Raw genomic sequence first — 22619 nt, 5'->3', positions numbered from 1 at the left:
ACGGGCATGCCGACGCGATGAAGCATTGCGGCGGTTCTGATCATGCAATGTCAGGCGCCTGTGCGATCGCCTGTCTTGGATCGATTGCAACCTGGTTTACCTCTGCGGACCCCGCGCCAATGGCATTTCGCCCGGTTGCGCACCGGGCCACCATGTCCCTCGTTTTGCGCGGACGCACGGGCGAGACGGCCGACCGCCCCCCGAAATTCCTCTGAACGGTTGATGAGCGGAGCTGCCCTGCGGCTCCAGACCGACGCGCCCCTTCAGGGGTTGATGGAATAATTCAAAATGAGACAAGACCTGACTCGCCGCGGCTTTCTGGCCGCATCCGCAGCCTTGGCTGCCACCACCGCCTTGCCGCGATTGGCTTTCGCGCAAACCACACCGCTTACTCTGACCGCTGCGACGCGGGTGATCGAGGTTGGCGGCCGCGCCGCCACCGTCATGGGCCTGACCAATGGAGCGGGCGGGCAAGGGTTGATCCTTGATCCCGGTCAGCGGTTCCGCGTCGATCTGACCAATACGCTGGCGGAGGAGACGATCATCCACTGGCATGGCCAGATCCCGCCCAATGTGCAGGACGGGGTGCCGAACCTGCCGATGCCGCTGTTGCAGCCGGGCGAGACACGCAGCTACGACTATGCGGCGACGCCCGGCACCTATTGGATGCACAGCCATGTGCCGGTGCAGGAGATGAGCCTGCTCGCCGCCCCGCTGATCGTGCGGCGGCCTGAAGATTTGACGGCAGATCGGCAGGAAGTGGTGATGTTCCTGCACGACTTCGCGTTCCGCCCCGCAGCCGAGGTGCTGGCCGAGATCACGCAAGGCGCTGCCCATCACGACATGAGCGGCATGGACACTCCGGCGCAGAACCTGAGCGGGATGTCGGGGATGGATCATTCCGGCATGTCCATGCCCGGGATGACCATGGGCGGGATGGGCGCAGGCGGAATGGTCATGGACCTGAACGACTTTGACTTCGACGCCTATCTTGCAAATGACCGCACGCTCGCCGACCCCGAGGTGATTGCTGTCGAACGCAGCGGCCGCATCCTGTTGCGGGTGATCAATGCCGCCGCAGCGACGTCCTTCTGGATCGACATGGGCGGAATCCCTGCGCGTCTGGTGGCGGTGGACGGCCACGGCGTCGAGCCGGTCGCGGGCACACGCTTCGGGCTTGCCATGGCGCAGCGTCTTGATCTGGAAATCGACTTGCCGGAATCGGGGGCCTTCCCGATCCTCGCCCTGCGCGAAGGCGCACGCGAGCGCACGGGCATCATTCTGGCCACTGCAGGTGCCGAAGTGCGCCGGATCGACGATCTGGCCGAGACCGACAGCGGCGCGTTTGATATCGATCTCGCGCAAGAGGGGCTGCTGCGGGCAGCACGGACGGAAGGCGCGCCTTCGCTGGCACCGCGTCCGGTTGATCGTTCACACATGATCATGCTCGGCGGCACGATGCAGCCTTACCTCTGGACCATAAACGGACAGGTCTGGGGCAATCACACCCAGCTCACCGCCAAGACCGGCGAGCGGGTGCATCTGTCGTTTCACAACATGTCGATGATGGGGCATCCGATGCACTTGCACGGACATGTGTTCCAGGTGGTGAACATCAACGGCCGCAACATTGATGGTGCGATACGCGACACGATCTATGTGCCGCCGATGTCCATGGTGACGGTTGCGCTGGATGCCGGTGAGGCCGCGCGCTGGATGCTGCATTGCCACCATATGCCGCATCTTTCCACCGGCATGATGACCGAGCTTGCCGTGTCGGCCTGAGACATCCGCCATCGGAGCGGGACGTCCCTCCGGTGGCAACCACATTCATCGGCGCGCCTGACCCGAACGGCCAAAGGCCGACGGCTGGACAGCGCCAGCGCCGCACAGTCGGCGAAGTCAGATTGGAGATCCTATCATGAATAAGAGCCTCATTGGAGCACTGCTTTTCGCCCTCATCGCAGCAGCGGGCTGGTATTGGACCCAAGGCCGGACCACCCAAGAACCCGTTTCCGCCGCGGCGCCGGACGCCTCACAGGTCCTGGTCGGAGCGCCAATGGCGGACGTCATCGTACCGGAGGCGCTTTCGGCTCAGGCCCGGCAGGGGGAGACATATTTCAACGCGGTCTGCGCCTCCTGCCACGGCACGAATGCCGCCGGGCAAGACGGCGTTGCGCCGCCGCTGGTGCATCGCATCTACGAGCCCTCGCATCACGGGGACATGGCCTTCGTTCTGGCCGCGCGGAACGGGGTGCGGGCGCATCATTGGCCGTTCGGCGACATGCCGCCGGTCGAAGAGCGCCTGACGGATGGTGAACTGGGTGCGATCGTTGCCTACGTTCGCGAGTTGCAGCGCGCCAACGGGATCAACTGATGGGGTGGAGTATTCGCCCTTTTCTCGGAACTACATCGGACCAACCGGCATGAGGTCGGGCATCCTCATTCTCATGGCGGCGGTCCTTCTGGGATCCATCGGGGCCGCTTTTCATATCTTTGCCCCCGACAATGTAGCCGCGACACGCGGTCTCGTTCTTTATGACGCGAACTGCGCCGCGTGCCACGGCAGAAATCTCGAAGGCCAGCCGGACTGGCGCAGCCCCGGACCAGACGGGCGTTTCCCGGCACCACCACATGACGCGGCCGGCCATACCTGGCATCATTCCGACACCGCCCTGATCGACTATATCACCTTGGGCGGAGAGGAGGCACTGGCGCGGATGGGGGTGAGGTTCGACAGCGCCATGCCGGGCTTCGGCGGCGTGCTGAACACGCAGGAGATCGCGGATATCCTTGCCTATATCAAATCGCGCTGGCCCGACCGCGCGCGCCAGTTCCAGGCGGAACGAAGCGCATCCGACGGCGGATGACGGGGCTGCTCTGGCCAAAGCAACTCAGACCGGGGTCGCAGGATATCCGGCCTCGACTAGCGCCGCCTGGACACTTGCCGCCTCAGCGCTGCTTTTGACCGATATCCGCCGCGCCGTCATGTCGAACTCGATCTCGGCCGCCGGATCGAGGGCGTGGATTGTCTGTTCGACCGTCGCTTTGCAATGGCCACAGCTCATGTCGGGAATGCTGAAGGTTGTCATGTGTATCTCCTTTTGTTGATTTTATAGATCTACTCGCCGCAGACGCAGCGCGTTGGTGATGACCGAGACCGAAGACAGGCTCATCGCTGCCGCCGCGATCATCGGCGACAGCAGCAATCCGGTGACCGGATAGAGCAGGCCCGCCGCAATGGGTACGCCAACCGCGTTGTAGGCGAAGGCGAAGAACAGATTCTGCTTGATGTTGCGCAGCGTGGCGCGGGCGAGTTTGCGTGCCCGCACGATGCCCATGAGGTCTCCACCCAGCAAGGTGATGCCAGCACTTTCCATCGCCACATCGGCCCCTGTGCCCATGGCGATGCCGACATCTGCGGCGGCCAGTGCGGGGGCGTCGTTAACTCCGTCACCTGCCATGGCGATCTTGTGTCCCTGCTTGCGTAACTCGTCGATCAGCTTTTTCTTGTCTTCCGGCAGAACACCGGCGCGCACCTCGTCGATGCCCAGCGTCGCCGCCACCGCTTGTGCCGTGCGCTCATTATCGCCCGTCGCCATGATGACCCGCAGCCCTTGGGCATGAAGTTCCTTGATCGCCTGAGCGGTGCTGTCTTTGATCGGGTCGGCCACCGCCACGATGCCCGCAAGCGCGCCATCAACCGCGACGAACATCGCCGTCTTGCCCTCCCTGCGCAGGGTATTAGCCCTTTCCTCAGCCTGCGTCGTGTCCGAGCCCATATCCTGCATCATGGCGGTGTTGCCGAGAGCGACAACGCGCCCGCCGATGGTGCCGCGCACGCCCTTGCCGGTGACGGCCTCAAAGTCCGTCGCGTCCTGCCGCGCGGCCCCTTGGGCCTCGGCGCCTTCGACGATGGCTTCGGCCAGAGGGTGTTCGGATCCGCGTTCAAGGGCCGCAGCCAGCGACAGGATGTCGGCCTTGGCGATATCACCAAAGGTCACCGTGTCGGTCAGCTTTGGCTTGCCCATGGTCAGGGTGCCCGTCTTGTCGACGATCAGCGTATCGACGCCCGCCATGCGCTCCAGCGCCTCGGCATCCTTGATCAGCACGCCTGCCTGCGCCCCGCGCCCGGCCGCCGTGGTGATCGAGATCGGGGTGGCAAGGCCAAGTGCGCAGGGACAAGCGATGATCAGCACCGAGACCGCCGAGGCAATCGCATAGACCAGCGCAGGTTCGGGCCCAAAGATCATCCACACAATGAAGGCAAAGATCGAGGTGCCGACCACAGTCGGCACGAAGATCGCCGAGACCCGGTCGGCCATGCCTTGGATTGGCGCTCGCGAACGCCGGGCGTTCGACACCATAGCCACAATTTGCGCCAGCACGGTATCAGCGCCGACCTTGCCCGCCTCGATCACCAAAGAGCCGTTCTTGTTGATCGTGGCCCCGGTCACCGTATCGCCCGGTCCTTTCTCAATCGGCATCGACTCGCCGGTCAGCATGCTTTCGTCCAAGGAGGACCGCCCCTCGATCACCACGCCATCCACAGGGACCGCATCGCCGGGGCGTACGCGAAGCCGGTCACCTTCCATGATGTTTTCCAAAGGTGCGTCGTATTCCGTGCCATCCGGCAGGATGCGCCGCGCGGTCTTGGGGGCGAGGTCCAAGAGCGCGCGGATCGCGTCACCGGTGCGTTCCCGCGCCCGCAATTCCAACACCTGGCCGAAAAAGACCAGAGCCACAATCACGACCGCCGCCTCGAAATAGGTGCCGACGCCATGCTCCATCTGGTAGGCCTGCGGGAAAAGGCCCGGCAGGAACACCGCGAAAAGCGAGTAGATATAAGCTGCAGCCACGCCGAGCGAGATCAGCGTCCACATGTTAGGGGAGCGATTCATGACCGAGTCCCAGCCGCGTTTGAAGAATGGCAGTGCCGCCCAAAGGACGATTGGCGTCGCCAGCACGAACTCCAGATAGCCCGCCGTCCGATGCCCGATCCAGTCCCGGATAGGCAGACCCACCATGGGGCCCATTGTCAGCACGATCAGCGGCACCGCTGCCGCCGCCGAGACCCACATCCGGCGCGTGAAATCCGTCAGCTCATGGCTGGGCTCATCCGACGGCAGCATTGGTTCTAGCGCCATGCCGCAGATCGGGCAGGCCCCCGGCGCGTCACGGACAATCTCAGGGTGCATCGGGCAGGTATATTGGGTGTTGGCAGGAGCTGTTTTCTTGCGCCCGGCGGCTCGGCCCGACGCATAGAACCACGGGTCGCCCTTGAACTTGGTCTGGCATTTCTCGGAACAGAAATGAAAGGTGGTGTCCCCGAATTCGGCGTGCCGCGTGTCGGGCTTGATCGCGACCGTCATCCCGCAAACGGGATCTTTGACCGTTTCACCAGCCGAACTATCGGATTTTGCGTGCTGATGATCGTGTTCCATGTCCTGCCAACTTTCTTTTGAATTATCTCACCGTGAGGCATCCAGTGACTGGAAGCTCAAGCTGTTTTAGATGTCCCCCGTATAGCCCTCGGCCATCAGGTTGGTTTTTTGGCCTTGGGCCTGATCGCGATCCAGAGCAGAGGCAATCCGGTGACAAGGCCAAGGCCGAGGACCGTCCAGGTGACTTGGCTCATGTCTACACTGGCCGCCTCGACGCCAACATGGGCAAGCAGGAAGCTCGCAGGTATGATTCCAGCCAGTGTTGCCAGCGCAAACCGCCAAGCATGCAGGCAACTCAGGCCTGCCGCATAGCTGATCATGTCGAAGGATACGAAAGGCATCAATCGGCTGGCAAACGCGGTCCCTGTCAGAGCGTTCTGCGATCCAAGCAGTCCGGCATCCACCGATGTGCCGAACAGGTGTTTGAGCGCATCGCGCCCGAGGACCCGCGCAAGTGCGAAGGCGATCAACGCGCCGAGTTCTGCCCCAATCACGACATAGACAGTGCCCCAGACATGCCCGTAGGCCGCACCAGCGGCCAGAGCGATCGGCGCGCTTGGGATCGGACTGGCGACCACGGCCACGGTCATGAGGCCAATGATCAGCAGGGTGCCCCAGATGCCCGCTTGCGCCACCAATGTTTCAAGCGCCTCGCGGTTCATCAGGTGCATGACATCAACCAGGACTGTAGACGCAAACCACCACACCCCGAGCAGGACAAGGCCAAGGCCTGCCATCGCTGCCAGAATACCGGTGCGCAGGCTCATCTCAAATCGCGGCCACGGCTTCCGCCAGCAGGTCTCGCACCTGTCCGGCGACAGCATGAAGGGCCGAATTTTCGATTGCTTGCATCGAAGCCACCGGATCTATCGCGCTGACCTCGATCCCGCCATCGACGGCGCGCAGGATCACATTGCAAGGCAACATCGCACCCACGCGCGGCTCCATTCCAATGGCGTGATGCGCCATCTTCGGGTTGCATGCACCGAGAATGCGGTAAGCTGGCATGTCGACATCCAGCTTTTTCTTCATCGTCGCCTTGACGTCGATCTCGGTCAGAATGCCAAATCCCTTTTCGGCCAGTGCCGCACGGGTGCGCGCGTCAACGGCGTCAAAACCGGCGTCCGTTATCAGGCGGTTGATTGTGTAGCCCATTGTATTTTCCTTTCCGTTTATTTCCGCAGGTATTTGACCAGCGCGGCAATGGCGAGGCCGACCAGTACAAGAATGACGATCATCCAGAGCCAGCCGAAACCCATGCCCCACCCCATACCGTATCCGTTCATCATCATTCTCTCCTTCTCTACGGGCCGCCCCGCGACGTGCAATAATGGCTTTGCAGCACCGCAGCGATTGCAGCCATTTCAGCTCCAATCATTTCAGAGTTATTGCCTGAGCTACGATACACATGGCGCTTCCAGTTACTGGAAGGTCAAGGACATCACGAAAGAATTGATTTCCCGCCGCAATAGACGGCACCAACGGACAAAATGTGCGTTCCAGCATAGGAGGGTTCCGAGTTGAGGGTTCCCAATCCTTACAGTTACTGTAAGGTCAGAAACTGTCTTTCGGAGGCTGGCGCCATGAATATCGGGAATATTGCACAGGCAAGCGGACTGCCTGCAAAGACGATCCGCTACTATGAGGAAATCGGGCTGATTAAGCCGCTACGAGGGGCAAACGGGTATCGCGCGTTCCGCGAAAGCGACTTGCACAAATTGACATTCCTTGCCCGGGCGCGATCGCTGGGCTTTTCGATTGAGGATTGTCGCGCACTTCTGTCGCTCTACGAAGATCGGGGCCGTGCCAGCGCCGATGTCAAACATCTGGCCCAGGATCATATTGGCCGGGTTGAGCAGAAAATCAGCGAACTTCAATCCATGCACAAAAGTCTTTCGGATCTGGTCAGGCGCTGTCATGGCGACGCCAGCCCCGACTGCCCGATCCTCGACGATCTGGCGGGGACCGGTTCATGATGCCATCCGGCCAAGCTGCCGCGAAGGGCAACCCCCGCGCCGAGGGCACGCCCGCTGAAGTCTTTCGCGCCTTCCTGAAACTGGGGCTCACGTCTTTTGGCGGCCCGATTGCCCATCTTGGCTATTTCCGCGACGAGTTGGTCACGCGACGCAAATGGATCGATGAGGCGGGATACGCTGACCTTGTGGCGCTGTGCCAATTTCTGCCCGGCCCGGCCAGCAGCCAGGTGGGCTTCGCGCTTGGCTTTTTGCGCGGCGGCCCGCTTGGCGCACTGGCCGCATGGGCGGCGTTCACGCTGCCATCGGCGATCCTTCTGGTCCTGTTCGCCTTCGGGGCCGCCGCGTTCGCGGGGCCGGTCGGTCTTGGCCTTGTTCACGGCCTGAAGGTGGTCGCCGTGGCGGTGGTGGCGCAGGCGGTCTGGGGCATGGCGCGGACCCTTGCGCCCGACCGCACACGGGCCAGCATCGCGCTTGCCGCCGTGCTGATCGTGGTCTTTGCGGGCGGATCCATGGGTCAGATCGCTGCCATCGTGATCGGCGGTCTGGCAGGCCTTTGGGCCTGTCGAAGTGGCAATGCGCCTAAAGTGGGACATCTGCAATTTCGCGTTCCAAAATCGGTTGGCCTCGGTGCGTTCGCCCTCTTCGGCCTGTTGCTCGTCTTGCTGCCACTGGCGGCCCACCTGTCGCAAGGCGTGGCCTTGTTCGATGCCTTCTACCGGTCCGGGTCGCTGGTGTTCGGGGGCGGCCATGTCGTGCTGCCGCTGTTGCAGGCGGAAGTGGTGCTACAGGGTTGGGTCAGCAATGACGCCTTCCTTGCCGGATACGGCGCAGCGCAGGCCGTTCCCGGCCCGCTTTTCAGCTTTTCCGCCTATCTCGGGGCGGTTGCAGGGCCCGCGCCGAACGGCATCCTCGGTGCCGCCATTGCGCTGGTGGCCATCTTTCTTCCGGGCTTTCTGCTGCTGATTGGCGCGCTGCCGTTCTGGGATGCGTTCCGGTCACGCCTTCTGGCACAGGCCGCGATGCGCGGCGCGAATGCGGCTGTCGTCGGCATCCTTGGGGCCGCCCTTTACGATCCGGTCTGGCAAGGCGCGGTCCTGACACCGCAGGATTTCGCGCTGGCCCTGACCGCTTTCCTGCTGCTCACTGTCTGGAAAGCATCCCCATGGATCGTGGTTGCCCTGACTGCGGCCGGGGGCGTTGCACTGGGTCTTTTGTAAAGGCGGCGGCTTGTAAACGCAGCCATTCGCTTCGACGGTTCTGGCTAGGCCGACCTTGCCTGCGCGGGCCACACCCGATGCAGATCGTCTATGATAACTGGATGGCGATGCGGATCGACCCCATGCTCGTGCAGATGCGGATGATCCGGCGCCAACTCTGGATGCGTGTGGGCCATGTCATCGACCAGATCGGCGGGCCAAAGCCTGAGTGCGGCCACGACGCCAATCATGGCCAATCCCGAAAGGATCAGGAAGGTGCTGTCCAGCCCGAACCTCGCTCCCGCCCAACCAGCCAGCGGATAGGTCAGCAGCCAGCACGCATGTGACAAGGCAAACTGCGCGGCGAAAATTACCGGCCGGTCTTCGGGCTGGGCGGACCTGCGCAGCAAGCGCCCGGTAGGGGTTTGGGTTAAGCTGTAGCCAAAGCCCAAGGCCAGCCAGAGGGCGGCAAGTGCGGGCAGCGATCCGACCATTGGCCCGAAAAGCATGCCAGTTGCCAAAAGTGCGGCCCCTGCGATCATCGGCGGGCGGTCGGGTATACGGTCGAGCAAGCGGGGCAGGATCACCGCCGCCACCATCGAGCCGGCCCCGAACGCGGCCAGCGCCAGCGCAACTTGGGTGTCGCCCAAGCCAAGCCCGGCTTGCACGATCACCACCGTGTTGACGATCACCATGGCGCCCGCCGCCGCCACGGTTAGGTTCAGCGCCAGAAGGCCGCGCAACCGGGGCGTGGCAAGGTAGATCCGGATGCCTCGGGTCGTGCGGTCCCAGACGCCACGCGGCGCGGCAGGTCGCGGGCTTGGCAGCGTCACCGTCAGCACCAGCGCCGCTGACGCAAGAAAGCCGATCACCGTGCCGCCGAACAGCACCGGAAAGCTGACCACCGTCAGCAGCGCCGCCGCCAGCATCGGGCTCAGCATGTTTTCCAGATCATAGGCGAGCCGCGAAAGTGACAATGCGCGGGTGTAGTCGGCCTCGTCCGGCAGAACGTCTGGGATCGTTGCCTGAAACGTCGGGGTGAACCCGGCCGAGGCGGCTTGTAGCAGAAAGATCAGCGTATAGACCTGCCAGATCTCGGTCACGAAGGGCAGCGCCACGGCCACTGTCGCCCGGATCAGATCCAACGCCACCAGCATGGTCCGCCGTGGCAGCCGATCCGCAAAGGCCGAGGCGATGGGGGCAAGTGTGACATAGGCCATCATCTTGATCGCCAACGCGGTGCCCAGCACCAGACCTGCATCCTTGCCCGCGATCTGCCAGGCCAGCAGGCCAAGGGCCACCGTGGCAAGCCCAGTGCCGATCAGCGCGATCACCTGTGCCGCAAAGAGATGCCGATAGGTGCGGTTGGCAAGGACCGAAAGCATGAAGCGTCTCCTAAAGCAGCTTGGCCAACGCGCGCAGCTCGGCAATATCGCCGTCGCTGCCATGCCCAAGGCAATGGTCGATATGGTCGTGGATCAAAATGCGCTTGGCCGCCGTGATGGCACGCTCGACCGCTAGCAACTGGGTTGCGATGTCGGCGCAGGGCTTTTCGGCCTCAAGCATCTCGATCACATGCCGCAGATGCCCGTCGGCCCGCTTCAGCCGCTTGATCAGATCGGGATGGGTTGCGTGCTGGTGCGGGTTTGTCATCGAACGATAATATCCCCCCAGGGGGGATCATTCAAGTCGACGAACGACCCCATCGTTTTCGCATTGCAGTGGCTTCGTGGCCTTCCTGCTCAACTGGATTGACGACAACAAACGCAGCGCGAGACATCACCCTCAAATCAAAACAGAAATAATGCAGTCTTCTAAGCAGGTTACGCTTTCTAGGCGCGGGTTGTAGAGGTGCGCGAAGCCCAGAGAAGGTTCGACGGCAGTCGCGTTCCCTCCGCCATTTATCCTCATGAAAGCGTTCTCTCGATCCGGCCCCGGCCCGATTTTTCCGTTATATTCAAGGGTTATGCGGGAGGGCTATTCACCGGCCCCTTCACCGGGAGGCGCGGAAGCGTTCTCTCCAGGCCGATATTCTCCGGACCTCATGACTGCGCCGATTTGGTGTTCAGGTTGTAAGTCTCTGATACAAAATGGTTTACCAAAAGTGCGGCTAAGCACTTCGACTTCGGTCTCTACCGCATTAAGGCGACCCGGTTCAAACCTCGCCAGTTGGGACGATGTTAGAATAAGAGCAGAAGTCGACGTTGTGGTAAGGTCGCTCGCAAGATCCGCAAACGAGGGAGGACGACAGCGTCCGACCTATCTTTTTGTTCAGTTTTTCCAGCCGCCTGCATTCCGTTTTTTTGGAAACAAAACCGAACTCTGGCAAGCTCTATCCATAGGCCGGACCAAAGCAAATCTGTGATGCCAAGGGCACCCCGGAGGTGATCACCTTCTTGGTTGATGTTGGATCCGACGCTTGCGCGCTAAGGCGCGCATCTCACCAATTTCCTGAAATTGCAGAGACGCACGACGTCCTGACCTGGCCACAAAAAGGCGCTGGACGCCTGGCCGCAAGGCAGGCGTCCAATGTCTATCGCGTGGCACGAGATCCGTGATCACCTCATGTTTTCTTCTTCAACTCTTGGTTTTCAACACACATTCGATGAGCTTCGGCGCAGCAGCGAGCCGCTCGAGCATTTTGCTGATCCGGCCGCAGTGCTGGACACGCTGCACGTCGGTTGCCGTGCGCCATCGCCCGCGCCGTGTCGATGGGTCGGAGGGGCATGTGATGGCGTTTCATGAAGCCCGGTTTCCTCACAATGTCAGTCGGGGCGCACGCGGCGGTCCGGAACGCCGCACACAAATTGTCGAACTGGCCTCCGGCGACGAGGAACGCAACGCGAGCTGTGCCAATTCGCGCCGCCGCTACGATGTCGCCTACGGCATCCGTCGCGCCGATGATCTGGCGGCGGTCGTCGCCTTCTTCGAGGCGCGCAATGGACGGCTGCACGGCTTCCGCTTCAAGGATTGGGGCGATTACAAATCTTGCCTTCCGTCCGGCACGCCATCGCCGAGCGATCAGGCGATTGGCATCGGCGACGGCGCGACAACCGGGTTCCAGTTGGAGAAGCGCTACGTCTCCGGCAGCCAGACATGGGTCAGGGCCATTGCCAAGCCGGTTGTCGATACCGTGCGCATCGCGCTCGACGGGGTGGAGCAGCCCTCTGGCTGGTCCGTCGATACCGCGACCGGCGTTGTCACCTTTGATACCGCACCGGTTTCTGGCGTCGCTATCTCCGCTGGTTTCGAATTCGACGTGCCGGTTCGCTTTGACACGGACGCGCTCGACGTGACGCTCGACCTCGAACGGCTGACCACGATCCGCTCCGGCGCGTCCACCTATCCGGCGGTACAGGCCTGTCGTGACCTTCTCGCGGATGTCCGCTCGATCCTCGGGTCGGCCACAAAGATCGGCTATGCGGCCGACTGGTCGGAATACTTCGGGCACCAGCCGGGCAACGGCAGCGGCGATGTGTTCTTCCACCTTGATCCGCTCTGGGCCGATCTGGAGATCGATTTCGTCGGCATCGACAACTACATGCCACTCTCCGATTGGCGCGACGGGTTCGAGCATGCCGACGCGGCAGAGGGCTGGCCCGCGATCTACGACAGGGCCTATTTACAGGCGAACATCGCGGGCGGGGAAGGCTTCGACTGGTTCTATGCCAGCGACGCCGACCGCTCAGCGCAGGTCCGCACGCCGATCACGGATGGGGCGGCGGTCAAGCCGTGGGTCTTCCGTTACAAGGACCTCCGCGCCTGGTGGTCGAACCCGCATTACAACCGCCCGAGCGGAGTGGAGAGCGGAACTCCGACGGCATGGGTGCCACAATCCAAGCCAATCTGGTTCACCGAGCTCGGCTGTCCCGCCATTGATCGCGGCACCAACCAGCCGAATGTATTCTTCGACCCGAAATCGTCAGAGAGCTTCACGCCGCATTTCTCGCGGGGCTGGCGCGACGACGCCATCCAGCGCGCCTATCTCGAGGCGACCTATCTCTGGTGGGGTGATACTGGGAACAATTCCGTCTCCGGCGTCTATGGCGGACGCATGGTGCATGTGCCCAAATGCGCCGCCTGGACCTGGGATGCCCGGCCGTATCCGTTCTTTCCGGCTCTGTCCGACGTGTGGACAGACGGTTCGAATTGGCGGCTCGGTCACTGGCTGACCGGACGGCTCGGTGCGATGTCGTTGGCCGCGCTCGTCCGCCACCTCTGCCTGCGTGCGGGAATGCCCGAGGCTCGGATCGACGTCACCGGCCTCTGGGGCGCGATCGAAGGTTATGCGATTGGCGCACTGGAATCCCCGCGCGCCTCAATCACCACACTGTCGCGGCATTTCGGCTTCGACGCGGTGGAGACCGAGGGCATGATCCGCTTCGTCATGCGCGGCCGGGCCTCCGTCGCCAGGCTCGGTGCCGACGATCTCGTGGCCGCCCGCGAGGGCGAACTGCTGGAACTGACGCGCGGCCAGGAGACCGAGCTGCCGCAGGCGCTGAAATGGCAGGTCGCCCGCGCCGACGAGGATTACGATGCGGCGCTCGTCGAGGCGCGGCGCATCACCGTGGACACGACCCGCATTGCCTCGGAGTCCTTCCCCATGGCGGTGCCGCCCGAGGAGGCCGATCGCCGCTGCCGCCGCGCGTTGATGGAGGCGTGGGTGGGGCGCGAGACGGCGGCGTTCCGTCTGCCGCCCTCGCGCCTCGCGCTCGATCCGGCCGACGCGATCCGGCTGGAGCATGACGGGCGGCCGGCGGATCTGCGGCTCGTCTCCATCGCCGACGCCGAGGCGCGCGGCATCGAGTCGGTCCGCCAGGACCGGGCGACCTACGATCTGCCGCCCGGCGATCCCCGCGCGGCGTCGCTGACGCGGGCCGTGGTGTTCGGCGCTCCGGATGCGGTGCTGATGGACCTGCCGCAGCTGACCGAGGACCAGCCCGCGCACCGGCCGCTGGTCGCGGCAGAGACGCCGCCCGCGCGCGAAGTGCTGGCCGACAGCCGCACCATGAAGGGGGGCGGCGCGGCCGGAGTGGCGACGCTGGGCGCAGCCGGGGTCGAGGTGGCGCAGAGCGTCCTGGCCGAGACCCAAACCGCCATCCTGCCGCTGGTGCCGTATCTCGATACGCTCCGCTGGGTGTTCATCGTCGTGGCACTCGGCGGCATCGCGGTCACGATCTACGCCCGGCTCGACGATTGGAAAAAGGGGCTGCGATGATCGCCGCGCTCCTCACCGGGTTCGCCGCCAGCCCATGGATGCGGGCGGCGTTGCGCTATGGCGCGATCGTCCTCGCCGTGCTCTTGTTTCTGCTTGCGCTTCGGCGGTCCGGCGAGCGAGCGGGACGCCTCGCTGAACGCCTCAAGACAACGGAGAAGGCCAATGATGTCCAACGCCAGATGCTGGAGGCGGCAGCTCGCCGCCCTCGCGATCGCAACGAGCTTGCTGACCGGTTGCGCGACGGTCGGTTCTAACGGTGAGCTGGGGGCCTGTCCGCCCGTCATCGAATACAACCGCGAGGTTCAGGCCCGGGCGGCCGACGAACTGAACTCATTGCCGGATGGCTCGGCCATTGCCGAGATGCTGAGCGACCACGCGGTCATGCGGGATCAGACGCGCGTGTGTTCTCGTCCCTGATCAGGAGCCGAAATACAGCTTCGAGGTCAGGCGGCAGCGTAGCTGGTGAAGACCTCGTTGGATCCGTCGCGCCGGATCAGGAACACGTCGTAGGCCTCGCGCTCGCTTTCCGGCCCCATGCCGGGCGATCCGTACGGCATGCCGGGCACCGCCAGGCCCACCGCGTCAGGTCGCCCATCCAGCAGACGGCGGATGTCGGCGACAGGAACGTGGCCCTCGATCATGTAGCCATCGACGCTTCCCGTATGGCAGGAGAACATCTCCTGCGGGATGCCGTTGTCCAGCTTGTAGCGCATCAGAAGCGTCCCAAGGCTGCTCTCGGTCGTGACAGCGAACCCGTCGTTTTCGAGGATCTGGATCCACGCCGAGCAGCAGCCGCAGTTCGGATCTTTCAGCACATGAATTGCAGGTCCCGCACCTTGTGCCAGCGTAGGCAGGGGCGACGCGGCCAGCAGTGCTGTCCCGCCGATCAGGATCGTGCGGCGCGAGAACAAGTCTTTGGTCATTTGGTTTTCCTTTCTGATGGTCTGGGCTGCTTGCAAGTCAGAGATCGACCCGCCTGAGTCGCAGGGCGTTGGTGATCACCGAGACGGAGGACAGGCTCATCGCCGCCGCCGCGATCATCGGCGAGAGCAGGAGGCCGGTCACGGGGTAGAGCAGCCCCGCTGCGATCGGCACTCCGAGTGCGTTGTAGGCGAAGGCGAAGAAGAGGTTCTGCTTGATGTTGCGCAAGGTTGCCCGGGCCAGCTTGCGTGCGCGGACAATGCCCATCAGGTCACCGCCCAGCAGGGTGATCCCGGCACTTTCCATCGCGACATCCGCGCCAGTCCCCATGGCGATGCCGACATCGGCGGCGGCCAGCGCGGGGGCGTCGTTCACGCCGTCGCCTGCCATCGCGATCTTGCGGCCGTCGCGGCGCAACTGGTCGATCAGGTCCTTCTTGGCCTCGGGAAGGATGCCCGCGCGCACCTCGTCGATCCCGAGCCTGCCTGCCACGGCCCTCGCCGTGCGCTCGTTGTCGCCCGTGGCCATGATGACGCGCAGGCCCTGGGCGTGCAGTTCCCGGATCGCCTGGGCCGTGGACTCCTTGATCGGGTCGGCCACCGCCACGATGCCAGCAAGCGCGCCATCCACCGCGACGAACATCGCGGTCTTGCCCTCGGCGCGCAGGGAGTCGGCCTTGGCTTCGGCCGCAGCCGTGTCCAGCTGCATCTCCCTCATCATCGCGGCATTGCCGAGCGCCACCGCGCGCCCGCCGACGCGGCCACGCACGCCCTTGCCGGTGACGGCATCGAAATCGGCGGCGTCCTGGCGCGTGGCGCCTTGCGCCTCGGCGCCCTCGACGATCGCCTCTGCGAGCGGGTGCTCAGAGCCCCGCTCAAGGGCTGCAGCCAGCGACAGCAGGTCGGCTTCGGGCACATCTCCGAGTGCTACGGTATCCGTCAGCCTCGGCTTGCCCATGGTCAGCGTACCGGTCTTGTCCACGATCAGCATGTCGACGCTCGCCATGCGTTCCAGCGCCTCGGCATCCTTGATCAGCACGCCAGCCTGCGCCCCGCGTCCCGCCGCCGTGGTGATCGAGATCGGCGTCGCGAGACCCAGCGCGCAGGGGCAGGCGATGATCAGCACCGACACGGCCGAGGCGATGGCGAAGACCAGCGCCGGCTCGGGGCCGAATATCAGCCAGACGACGAAGGCGAGAATGGCGACTGCCACCACCGTCGGGACGAAGACCGCGGAGACCCGGTCCGCCAGCCCCTGGATCGGCGCGCGGGACCGGCGCGCGTTCGACACCATCGCCACGATCTGCGCCAGCACCGTATCGGCGCCGACCTTGCCCGCCTCCATCACCAGAGAGCCGTTCTTGTTGATCGTGGCCCCGGTCACCGCATCGCCCGGACCTTTTTCGACCGGCATCGACTCGCCGGTCAGCATGCTTTCGTCCAAGGACGATCGGCCGTCGATCACCGTCCCGTCCACCGGCACGGCATCGCCGGGGCGCACCCGCAGCCAGTCTCCCTCCATGATGTTTTCCAGCGGCGCGTCGTATTCTGTGCCGTCCGGCAGGATGCGCCGTGCGGTCTTCGGCGCCAGATCCAGAAGCGCGCGGATCGCATCCCCGGTGCGTTCTCGCGCGCGAAGTTCGAGAACCTGGCCGACGAAAACCAGCGCCACGATCACGACCGCCGCCTCGAAGTAGGTGCCCACGCCGTGGCCCATCCGGTACTGTTCCGGAAACAAACCCGGCAGGAAGGTCGCGACGATCGAATATAGGTAAGCCGCCGCCACGCCGATGCTGATCAGCGTCCACATGTTGGGGCTGCGGTTCACGATCGAATCCCAGCCGCGCTGAAAGAACGGCAAGGCGGCCCAGAGAATGATCGGCGTCGCGAGAACGAACTCGAGATAGCTCGCTGTCTGGTGCCCGATCCAGTCGCGCACCGGCAGGGCGACCAGTTCGCCCATAGTCAGGATGATGAGCGGCACCGCGGCGGCCGCCGAGATCCACATTCGGCGGGTGAAATCCGTCAGCTCTTCGCTGGGCTCGTCCGAAGGCACCATCGGCTCGAGCGCCATGCCGCAGATCGGGCAGGCCCCCGGTGCGTCGCGGACGATCTCGGGGTGCATCGGGCAGGTGTACTGGACGTCGGCCGGGGCTGCCTTCTTCTGCCCGGCAGCGCGGCCTGAGGCATAGAACCAGGGATCCGCCTTGAACTTTGCCTGGCATTTCTCCGAGCAGAAATGGAACGTCTCGTCCTGGAACTCCGCGTGACGTCCGTCCGGCTTGACTGCGACCGTCATCCCGCAGACCGGGTCCTTTGCCGTCTCGGTCCCCGCCGGGATATCGGGCGCCGTGTGATGATGATCGTGCTCCATGGTCTGCCAGCCTTTCGGTATCTCGTTTCAGCTTGCGGCCTCCAGCCGTTGGAGGCTCAAGCCCTTTCAATGATGATCCTGAGCGCCCGTTTCAGGCCTCCGCAGCATCGCCACCCAGAGAAGCGGCAACCCCGTCACAAGCCCCAACCCGAGCACCGCCCATGTCGCCCGGCCCATGTCCCCGCTGACCGCCTCGCCGCCGAAATGCGCCAGTAGGAAGCTTGCCGGAATGATCCCGGCCAGCGTTGCCAGCGCGAAACGCCAGGCGTGTAGTCGGCTGAGCCCTGCCGCGTAACTGATCATGTCGAAGGACACGGACGGCATCAGGCGGCTGGCGAAGACCGTTGCCGTCAAAGCGGCTTGCGAACCGAGCAACCCGGCATCGACGCGGTCGCCGAACACCCGCCGCAGCACATCATGCCCCAGCACCCGTGCGAGGCCGAAGGCGATCAGCGCCCCGAGCTCGGCGCCGATCACGACCTGGACGGCACCCCAGACATGCCCGTAGGCCGCGCCGGCAGCCAGCGCGATCGGAGCACTCAGGATCGGGCTGGCCACGACCGCGACAGTCATCAGCGTGACGATAAGCACCGGCCCCCAGAGCCCGGCGCGCTCCACCAGCCCCTCTAGGCGCTCGCCATCTAGCAGTTCGCGTGCCTCGGCAAAGACCGAAGGCGCGAAGAGCCAGAACCCGAGCGAGACGATCCCGAGGATCGCCAGCACTGCGAGGATGACGGTGCGCAGGCTCATCTCAGATCGCCTCGACGGCCTTCGCCAGAAGGTCGCGGACATCGCCCGCCACGGCGGTCAGCTCCGTGTTCTCGATCGCCTGCATCGACGCCACCGGGTCGATGGCGCTGACCTCCACGCCACCCTCTACTTCGCGCAGGATGACATTGCAGGGCAGCATCGCGCCCACCCGTGGTTCGAGCCCGATGGCCTGATACGCCATCTTCGGGTTGCAAGCCCCGAGGATGCGGTAGGCCGGCATTTCGACGTCGAGCTTCTTCTTCATCGTCGCCTTGACGTCGATCTCGGTCAGGATGCCGAAACCGTTGTCGGTCAACGCCGCGCGGGTGCGGGCCTCGACGGCGTCAAATTCTGCGTTCGCTATCAGGCGGTTGATCGTGTAGTCCATTGTTGTTCCTTTCGGTTCATGACTTCTACTCCAGCAGCGCAATCTGCTCTCCACCGGGCTGCGGCGTCATTCAACTTCGGCGCGGGGTGTGCCCGCGGGTGCCTCGCCATTCGCCTCGATGTCTGCGATGTAATTCTTCATTTCAGCAATTTCGCTGAGCTGTGCCTCGATGATCGCATCGGCCAGTGCCCGAACCCTCGGGTCCGAGATATTGGCCCGCTCGCTGGTGAGGATGGCGATGGAATGGTGTGGAATCATCGCTCGCATCCAGGCAAGGTCGTCGACCGTCTCCTGGCTGCGGACAAGCCACAGCGACAGGGCGAAGGATGCAGCAGCGCCCGCGAAGATCGCGAAATTGACCTTCTTGTTGGAATACATGCCCAGCATGAAAGCGAGCATGATGATTGCCATCACCGCACCCATATAGATCGCCATCCACATCCTCGTCTGCGAAAAGAAGATGTGGTCGAGCGCGTAGGTGTTCAGATACATCAATCCAAACATCACAACCGTCGAAGTCGCGATCATTGCAAAGAAACGTCCGTAGTTCATATCTCACCTCCTGAACGAATGTTACTGCAAGTTAAGCGCATTCAGCAAAACAACGATGCCCATGGCTTTTCCGGGCAGGGAAGCCCTCACTTGCGCAGATATTTTACCAGCGCGGCAATCACGAGATCGACCAGCATAAGGTTAACGATCATCCAGAGCCAACCGAAGCTCATTCCCCAACCTATCATCGAGCCCGTGTTGTCGCCGTTCATTATTTCATTCTCCGTGTTTTTTATCCGCAGGATCGGCTTCGTAACTGACCCTTGCGACAACATGGGACAGGACGTCGGGGCGATCGGTCCGAGCGCCCCGACTAAGTCAGACCGAAGCAGTGACCGCGAACTCGGTCATCATGCCCGAGGCGAGGTGCGGCATGTGGTGACAGTGCAGCATCCAGCGCGCGGCCTCGCCGGCATCGAGCGCGACATCGACCATAGACATCGGCGGCACATGAACCGTGTCGCGCAGCGCACCGGCAACACGTCGCCCGTTCAACCCGACGATCTGGAACACATGGCCGTGCAGATGCATCGGGTGGGCCATCATCGACATGTTGTGGAACGACAGCACGACGCGCTCGCCGCTGCGTGCGGTGATCGGCTGGTGCTGGCCCCAGACGGCTCCATTGATCGTCCAGACATAGGGCTGCATCGAGCCGCCCAGCATCAGCATCTGGCTGCGATCCACCGGCCGGTCCGGCAGGGCATTCAGCGTGATCAGGCGGGCCTCCTGCGCCAGATCGGTGTCGAAAGCGGGCGCTTCGGACGGCGCGACGGCATCTAGGCGCTGGACCTCGGCACCCTGCGTGGCGAGGATGAGCCCGGTGCGCTCCCGCGCCCCTTCGCGTAGCGCAAGAATCGGCCAGGCGCCGCCCTCGTTCGGCAGATCGATTTCGATGTCCAGACGCTGGCCCATCGCCAGCCCGAACCGGCTGCCGGCAAGCGGCTGCACCGCATGACCGTCCACTGCGACGAGGCGTGCCTCGGCCGTCCCGGTCTCGACCCAGAACACCGTCGCCGCGGCGGCGTTGATGACCCGGAGCCGGATGCGCCCGCCACGCTCGACCCGCACCACCTCGGGATCCGACAGCGTCCGGTCATTGGCGAGATACGCGTCCCAGTCATAGTCGTTCAGGTCCATGGCCATACCGCCCATCTGGCCGCCCATGCCCATCATCCCGCCCATGCTCGGCATATTGCCCATCGGCATGCCGCCCATGGCACTGTGATCCATGCCCTGCATCGCACCCATTCCGCCCATGGGCATGCCCTGCGCGGCTGGCGCACCGGGATCGGCGCCATGGCCAACGCCGTGTCCGCCGCCGATTTCGGCGAGAACCTCCTCGGGAGACTTGAAGGAGAAGTCATGCAGGAACATCACGACCTCCTGCCGGTCTGCTGCCAGATCCTCCTGCGTGCGCACGATCAGCGGTGCGGCGAGTTGTTGCATCTCCTGTATCGGCACATGGCTGTGCATCCAGTGGGTGCCCGGCCGCGCCTCGAAATCGTAGGATCGGGTCTCGCCCGGCGCGAGCAAGGGCATCGGCATGTCCGGCACGCCGTCCTGTGCATTGGGCGGGATCTGACCATGCCAGTGGATGATGGTCCCCACGTCGAGATCGTTGGACAGATCGACCCGGAACCTCTGGCTGGGGTCGAGGACCAGGCCTTGGCCGCCGGGGCCTGCAAGACCGAAGACGGTCGCGGCGCGCCCGTCGATGTCGAGGGTGCGGGTTGCAGCCGAAAGGGAGATTGGGGCCACGCTCTGCGCGAAGGCAAGGCGGGGCATCTGGGCCGCAGCGATGGCTGCCGCACTTGCGGCAAGAAAGCCGCGTCGCGAAAGGGTATTCATGGTCGTCTCCTCGGGACATGCCGTCCCGTTCATCAAAACCGATGGGACGCCACGGGCACCGGCCCGGGCGCGCTCAGAGGAGACGGAGTTTCGGAGGTCGCTCGTTCAGTCCGGGCGAACTGCTGACATGGCTGGGCTCGGACGGAAGATCGTGGCTGGCAGGCCCGAACGCGTGGCCGGTTTCAGCACCCGGCATCGTCAGAACGACCGACAGGCCCGCGCAGACGAACTCGCACATTCCGGCATCAGCCGATCCACAATGCTGGCCGCCGTCGCAGGACGGATAAACGTCGGCCGAAGCGTGCATCATTTCGCCCGCATGGACCGCGTGATCCGCCTGCATGCCAACCATGCGCGCCGCATGCGCTGCACTGACCGTGGCGACAACGGCGATCGCGAGTATGGCAAGGATGCTGATGAGGCGCGCGAGCATGCCTGAAAGATAGGCGCTGCTCACGAGAATGTCCATTGTGCGAAGCGGGGAATCTCAGGCAGAACGTCAACTCGGCGTGAAGTGACCCGGTTGCGCAGGATTGCGGCATCGGCGGTCTCGAGCGCCACGTCGGTTCCGGATCCCATCGCCACGCCGACATGCGCCGAGGCCAGGGCTGGGACGTCGTTGATGCCGTCGCCGACCATGAGGACCCGGCCATTCGCCACCATCTCGCGGATTGCGGCGACCTTGTCCTCGGGCATCAGTTCGGCGCGGTGCTCGATGCCGACCTGGCCTGCGATTGCGGCGGCGGTACCATCATCAGCACCGGGCCGAGATCGAGGCGGTCGTGCAAGGCGCCGACCGTGACACCGCATTCGACACGCTGACTGCCAGCATCGGTGCGGCGCTCGCCGCCGACCGCACGCTGGGCGGCCGTTGCGACTGGGTCGAAGCGGAATGAACCGCCCCGGGTTCACCGGAGGGCAAAACTCTCGGAGAATTGCCCGTTATGGAACAGAATCAAAAGAAGACCTCGAAGCCATTTTCACCCGTTGCCTGACAGTGCATTGCAAATGCACGAGAAGGTGAGTTCCGCGAGCGTGCGGTTCGGTTGGTTATGGAGCACCGCGATGATTATCAGTCTGAGGCTGCGGCGCTGACAGCGATCGCTGGTAAATTGGGTTGTTCGCCGGACAGCCTTCGCGTTTGGATGCGTCAGATCCAGCGTGATGGTGGCGAGCGACCGGGCCCTACCAGCGCTGAGATTGCACGGATCAAAGAGTTGGAGCGAGAAGTGCGCGAACTGCGCCAAGCTAATGAGATCTTGCGTAAGGGTGAGCCAGTGAAGGCGCCACTGGTTCAAGCCCACTGGCGAACGCTTATTTTGCCCAGCCCCCTCTCGCGGTTTGCTTGCAAACCGCTGCCGGGCAACGGGAGCTCGACCGCCCATTTCGCAAATGATTGCTTTTATTGAGGAAAGCCGTGAAGCACTCGGGGTCGAGCCAATCTGCAGAGCGCTGCAGTTTGCCCCTTCTGTTACCCGGCAGGCGAATTGCACAGCAATTCTGCCGAGAGGGCACCTATTATGACCGGCGTGCCATCTTGTTCGACCCGGATCGAGCATCGCCCCGGGCCAAGTCTGATGCCGCCCTGAGCCTCAAGATCGACAAGGCTTGGACCGACAACTGCAAACTTTACGGTGCGCGGAAAGTTTGGCACGTTCTCCGGCGAGGCGGCGAAGACGTTGCCCCCCTCTCGGCAGATTTGCTGTGCAAATCGCCTGCCGGGCAACGGCTGCACCGTGGAACGCTTGATGCGCAGTTTGGGCCTCAGAGGCGTGGTTCGAGGCAAAAAGGTCATCACCACGAACCCCGACACGTCTCAGCCCTGCCCAGACGATAAAGTGAACCGGTTGTTCAAGGCGGATCGTCCAAACAAGCTATGGGGCGAGCCATTGGAACGCCATTGTTCTTGAACCAATGGCGCACAATGGCTCGATCATAGACGTTTTCGCA

The 22619-nt window shown here is 63.6% G+C and carries 20 protein-coding genes, 5 pseudogenes and 1 other annotated feature; of the genes and pseudogenes, 10 read left to right on the top strand and 15 right to left on the bottom strand.

Features of this window, described 5'->3' with window-relative positions; genetic code table 11:
• The first annotated feature begins 288 nt into the window (after nucleotides 1–288).
• The 3 genes from ACM62R_RS09750 (at nucleotide 289) to ACM62R_RS09740 (ending at nucleotide 2870) form a co-directional block, all read left to right on the top strand.
• Nucleotides 289–1785 (top strand): multicopper oxidase family protein, encoded by a 1497-nt coding sequence (locus ACM62R_RS09750; protein WP_415183860.1) that lies wholly within the window; start codon nucleotides 289–291, stop codon nucleotides 1783–1785.
• 136 nt (nucleotides 1786–1921) lie between these two features.
• Entirely contained in the window at nucleotides 1922–2377 is a 456-nt protein-coding gene (locus tag ACM62R_RS09745) for a c-type cytochrome (protein ID WP_415183859.1), read from the top strand.
• A gap of 49 nt (nucleotides 2378–2426) precedes the next feature.
• A complete protein-coding gene (locus tag ACM62R_RS09740; protein ID WP_415183858.1) occupies nucleotides 2427–2870 on the top strand; it encodes a c-type cytochrome in 444 nt (147 codons plus the stop codon).
• 24 nt (nucleotides 2871–2894) lie between these two features.
• Here the strand turns inward: ACM62R_RS09740 and ACM62R_RS09735 are convergent, their stop codons facing one another.
• From ACM62R_RS09735 to ACM62R_RS09720, 4 genes are all read right to left on the bottom strand, one after another.
• Nucleotides 2895–3092, bottom strand: coding sequence for a heavy-metal-associated domain-containing protein (locus tag ACM62R_RS09735; RefSeq protein WP_415183857.1), 198 nt, complete (start codon nucleotides 3090–3092; stop codon nucleotides 2895–2897).
• A 21-nt stretch (nucleotides 3093–3113) separates the two neighbouring features.
• The gene (locus ACM62R_RS09730) at nucleotides 3114–5444 is read right to left on the bottom strand and encodes a heavy metal translocating P-type ATPase (RefSeq protein WP_415183856.1); all 2331 of its coding nucleotides are present in this window, start codon (nucleotides 5442–5444) and stop codon (nucleotides 3114–3116) included.
• 95 nt (nucleotides 5445–5539) lie between these two features.
• Complete coding sequence (locus tag ACM62R_RS09725; RefSeq protein WP_415183855.1) at nucleotides 5540–6211, bottom strand: TVP38/TMEM64 family protein; 672 nt, start codon at nucleotides 6209–6211, stop codon at nucleotides 5540–5542.
• Between the two features lies 1 nt (nucleotide 6212).
• Complete coding sequence (locus ACM62R_RS09720; RefSeq protein ID WP_415183854.1) at nucleotides 6213–6599, bottom strand: DUF302 domain-containing protein; 387 nt, start codon at nucleotides 6597–6599, stop codon at nucleotides 6213–6215.
• A gap of 428 nt (nucleotides 6600–7027) precedes the next feature.
• Between ACM62R_RS09720 and cueR the strand changes: the two genes are divergently transcribed.
• Both cueR and chrA read left to right on the top strand, forming a co-directional pair.
• Complete coding sequence (gene cueR, locus ACM62R_RS09715) at nucleotides 7028–7420, top strand: Cu(I)-responsive transcriptional regulator (protein WP_415183853.1); 393 nt, start codon at nucleotides 7028–7030, stop codon at nucleotides 7418–7420.
• Entirely contained in the window at nucleotides 7420–8637 is a 1218-nt protein-coding gene (chrA, locus tag ACM62R_RS09710; RefSeq protein ID WP_415183895.1) for a chromate efflux transporter, read from the top strand. The genes cueR and chrA overlap by 1 nt, the downstream gene beginning before the upstream one ends.
• A gap of 44 nt (nucleotides 8638–8681) precedes the next feature.
• Here the strand turns inward: chrA and ACM62R_RS09705 are convergent, their stop codons facing one another.
• Both ACM62R_RS09705 and ACM62R_RS09700 read right to left on the bottom strand, forming a co-directional pair.
• Nucleotides 8682–10001, bottom strand: coding sequence for an MFS transporter (locus ACM62R_RS09705; protein ID WP_415183852.1), 1320 nt, complete (start codon nucleotides 9999–10001; stop codon nucleotides 8682–8684).
• A gap of 10 nt (nucleotides 10002–10011) precedes the next feature.
• Nucleotides 10012–10269 carry a metal-sensing transcriptional repressor gene (locus ACM62R_RS09700; RefSeq protein ID WP_415183851.1) on the bottom strand — a complete coding sequence of 86 codons (258 nt, stop codon included), beginning with the start codon at nucleotides 10267–10269 and terminating at the stop codon, nucleotides 10012–10014.
• Nucleotides 10270–11221: 952 nt separating this feature from the next.
• Between ACM62R_RS09700 and ACM62R_RS09695 the strand changes: the two are divergent.
• The 3 genes and pseudogenes from ACM62R_RS09695 to ACM62R_RS09685 all read left to right on the top strand — a co-directional run.
• Nucleotides 11222–11884, top strand: a pseudogene (locus tag ACM62R_RS09695) (TIGR02217 family protein); the annotation flags it as partial.
• A 42-nt stretch (nucleotides 11885–11926) separates the two neighbouring features.
• A pseudogene (locus ACM62R_RS09690) lies at nucleotides 11927–13589 on the top strand (glycoside hydrolase/phage tail family protein); the annotation flags it as partial.
• A 241-nt stretch (nucleotides 13590–13830) separates the two neighbouring features.
• Nucleotides 13831–14088 (top strand): hypothetical protein, encoded by a 258-nt coding sequence (locus ACM62R_RS09685; RefSeq protein WP_415183850.1) that lies wholly within the window; start codon nucleotides 13831–13833, stop codon nucleotides 14086–14088.
• Nucleotides 14089–14277: 189 nt separating this feature from the next.
• On the opposite strand, the gene ACM62R_RS09680 is transcribed toward ACM62R_RS09685, so the two are convergent.
• The 9 genes and pseudogenes from ACM62R_RS09680 to ACM62R_RS09640 all read right to left on the bottom strand — a co-directional run.
• Complete coding sequence (locus ACM62R_RS09680) at nucleotides 14278–14757, bottom strand: DUF411 domain-containing protein (protein ID WP_415183849.1); 480 nt, start codon at nucleotides 14755–14757, stop codon at nucleotides 14278–14280.
• 37 nt (nucleotides 14758–14794) lie between these two features.
• Nucleotides 14795–17128 carry a heavy metal translocating P-type ATPase gene (locus ACM62R_RS09675; RefSeq protein WP_415183848.1) on the bottom strand — a complete coding sequence of 778 codons (2334 nt, stop codon included), beginning with the start codon at nucleotides 17126–17128 and terminating at the stop codon, nucleotides 14795–14797.
• 66 nt (nucleotides 17129–17194) lie between these two features.
• Nucleotides 17195–17878, bottom strand: coding sequence for a TVP38/TMEM64 family protein (locus ACM62R_RS09670; RefSeq protein WP_415183847.1), 684 nt, complete (start codon nucleotides 17876–17878; stop codon nucleotides 17195–17197).
• 1 nt (nucleotide 17879) lies between these two features.
• Entirely contained in the window at nucleotides 17880–18266 is a 387-nt protein-coding gene (locus tag ACM62R_RS09665; protein WP_415183846.1) for a DUF302 domain-containing protein, read from the bottom strand.
• 66 nt (nucleotides 18267–18332) lie between these two features.
• Complete coding sequence (locus tag ACM62R_RS09660; protein ID WP_415183845.1) at nucleotides 18333–18818, bottom strand: DUF305 domain-containing protein; 486 nt, start codon at nucleotides 18816–18818, stop codon at nucleotides 18333–18335.
• 86 nt (nucleotides 18819–18904) lie between these two features.
• Entirely contained in the window at nucleotides 18905–19030 is a 126-nt protein-coding gene (locus ACM62R_RS09655; protein WP_415183844.1) for a hypothetical protein, read from the bottom strand.
• Nucleotides 19031–19136: 106 nt separating this feature from the next.
• Nucleotides 19137–20669, bottom strand: a complete 1533-nt coding sequence (locus ACM62R_RS09650) for a multicopper oxidase family protein (RefSeq protein WP_415183843.1) — start codon at nucleotides 20667–20669, stop codon at nucleotides 19137–19139.
• 73 nt (nucleotides 20670–20742) lie between these two features.
• Nucleotides 20743–21138: a hypothetical protein gene (locus ACM62R_RS09645; protein ID WP_415183842.1), complete on the bottom strand. Its 396-nt coding sequence runs from the start codon at nucleotides 21136–21138 to the stop codon at nucleotides 20743–20745.
• Nucleotides 21139–21182: 44 nt separating this feature from the next.
• Nucleotides 21183–21431: pseudogene (locus ACM62R_RS09640) on the bottom strand (HAD family hydrolase); the annotation flags it as partial.
• Between ACM62R_RS09640 and ACM62R_RS09635 the strand changes: the two are divergent.
• Both ACM62R_RS09635 and ACM62R_RS09630 read left to right on the top strand, forming a co-directional pair.
• A pseudogene (locus tag ACM62R_RS09635) lies at nucleotides 21413–21562 on the top strand (acyl-CoA transferase); the annotation flags it as partial. The pseudogenes ACM62R_RS09640 and ACM62R_RS09635 sit on opposite strands and share 19 nt — an antisense overlap.
• 159 nt (nucleotides 21563–21721) lie before the next feature.
• Nucleotides 21722–22139: pseudogene (locus tag ACM62R_RS09630) on the top strand (transposase); the annotation flags it as partial.
• Nucleotides 21981–22136: a sequence feature (AL1L pseudoknot), on the top strand. Its footprint overlaps the pseudogene before it by 156 nt.
• Nucleotides 22140–22619 lie beyond the last annotated feature (480 nt).

It is taken from the genome of Phaeovulum sp., from assembly GCF_047638075.1.
Classification (GTDB): domain Bacteria; phylum Pseudomonadota; class Alphaproteobacteria; order Rhodobacterales; family Rhodobacteraceae; genus UBA6197.
Note: the sequence above shows the minus strand (reverse complement) of the source record. Positions and strands in the feature narration are given on the sequence as shown.

Bases quoted from the DNA above. Each gene is read 5' to 3' on its own strand.
- ACM62R_RS09645 (WP_415183842.1), bottom strand. From the start codon at position 21,138: ATGGACATTCTCGTGAGCAGCGCCTATCTTTCAGGCATGCTCGCGCGC.
- ACM62R_RS09665 (WP_415183846.1), bottom strand. From the start codon at position 18,266: ATGGACTACACGATCAACCGCCTGATAGCGAACGCAGAATTTGACGCC.
- ACM62R_RS09655 (WP_415183844.1), bottom strand. From the start codon at position 19,030: ATGAACGGCGACAACACGGGCTCGATGATAGGTTGGGGAATGAGCTTC.
- ACM62R_RS09745 (WP_415183859.1), top strand. From the start codon at position 1,922: ATGAATAAGAGCCTCATTGGAGCACTGCTTTTCGCCCTCATCGCAGCA.
- ACM62R_RS09730 (WP_415183856.1), bottom strand. From the start codon at position 5,444: ATGGAACACGATCATCAGCACGCAAAATCCGATAGTTCGGCTGGTGAA.
- ACM62R_RS09660 (WP_415183845.1), bottom strand. From the start codon at position 18,818: ATGAACTACGGACGTTTCTTTGCAATGATCGCGACTTCGACGGTTGTG.
- ACM62R_RS09650 (WP_415183843.1), bottom strand. From the start codon at position 20,669: ATGAATACCCTTTCGCGACGCGGCTTTCTTGCCGCAAGTGCGGCAGCC.
- ACM62R_RS09685 (WP_415183850.1), top strand. From the start codon at position 13,831: ATGATCGCCGCGCTCCTCACCGGGTTCGCCGCCAGCCCATGGATGCGG.
- ACM62R_RS09670 (WP_415183847.1), bottom strand. From the start codon at position 17,878: ATGAGCCTGCGCACCGTCATCCTCGCAGTGCTGGCGATCCTCGGGATC.
- cueR (WP_415183853.1), top strand. From the start codon at position 7,028: ATGAATATCGGGAATATTGCACAGGCAAGCGGACTGCCTGCAAAGACG.
- ACM62R_RS09750 (WP_415183860.1), top strand. From the start codon at position 289: ATGAGACAAGACCTGACTCGCCGCGGCTTTCTGGCCGCATCCGCAGCC.
- ACM62R_RS09725 (WP_415183855.1), bottom strand. From the start codon at position 6,211: ATGAGCCTGCGCACCGGTATTCTGGCAGCGATGGCAGGCCTTGGCCTT.
- ACM62R_RS09735 (WP_415183857.1), bottom strand. From the start codon at position 3,092: ATGACAACCTTCAGCATTCCCGACATGAGCTGTGGCCATTGCAAAGCG.
- ACM62R_RS09700 (WP_415183851.1), bottom strand. From the start codon at position 10,269: ATGACAAACCCGCACCAGCACGCAACCCATCCCGATCTGATCAAGCGG.
- ACM62R_RS09675 (WP_415183848.1), bottom strand. From the start codon at position 17,128: ATGGAGCACGATCATCATCACACGGCGCCCGATATCCCGGCGGGGACC.
- chrA (WP_415183895.1), top strand. From the start codon at position 7,420: ATGCCATCCGGCCAAGCTGCCGCGAAGGGCAACCCCCGCGCCGAGGGC.
- ACM62R_RS09720 (WP_415183854.1), bottom strand. From the start codon at position 6,599: ATGGGCTACACAATCAACCGCCTGATAACGGACGCCGGTTTTGACGCC.
- ACM62R_RS09680 (WP_415183849.1), bottom strand. From the start codon at position 14,757: ATGACCAAAGACTTGTTCTCGCGCCGCACGATCCTGATCGGCGGGACA.
- ACM62R_RS09705 (WP_415183852.1), bottom strand. From the start codon at position 10,001: ATGCTTTCGGTCCTTGCCAACCGCACCTATCGGCATCTCTTTGCGGCA.
- ACM62R_RS09740 (WP_415183858.1), top strand. From the start codon at position 2,427: ATGAGGTCGGGCATCCTCATTCTCATGGCGGCGGTCCTTCTGGGATCC.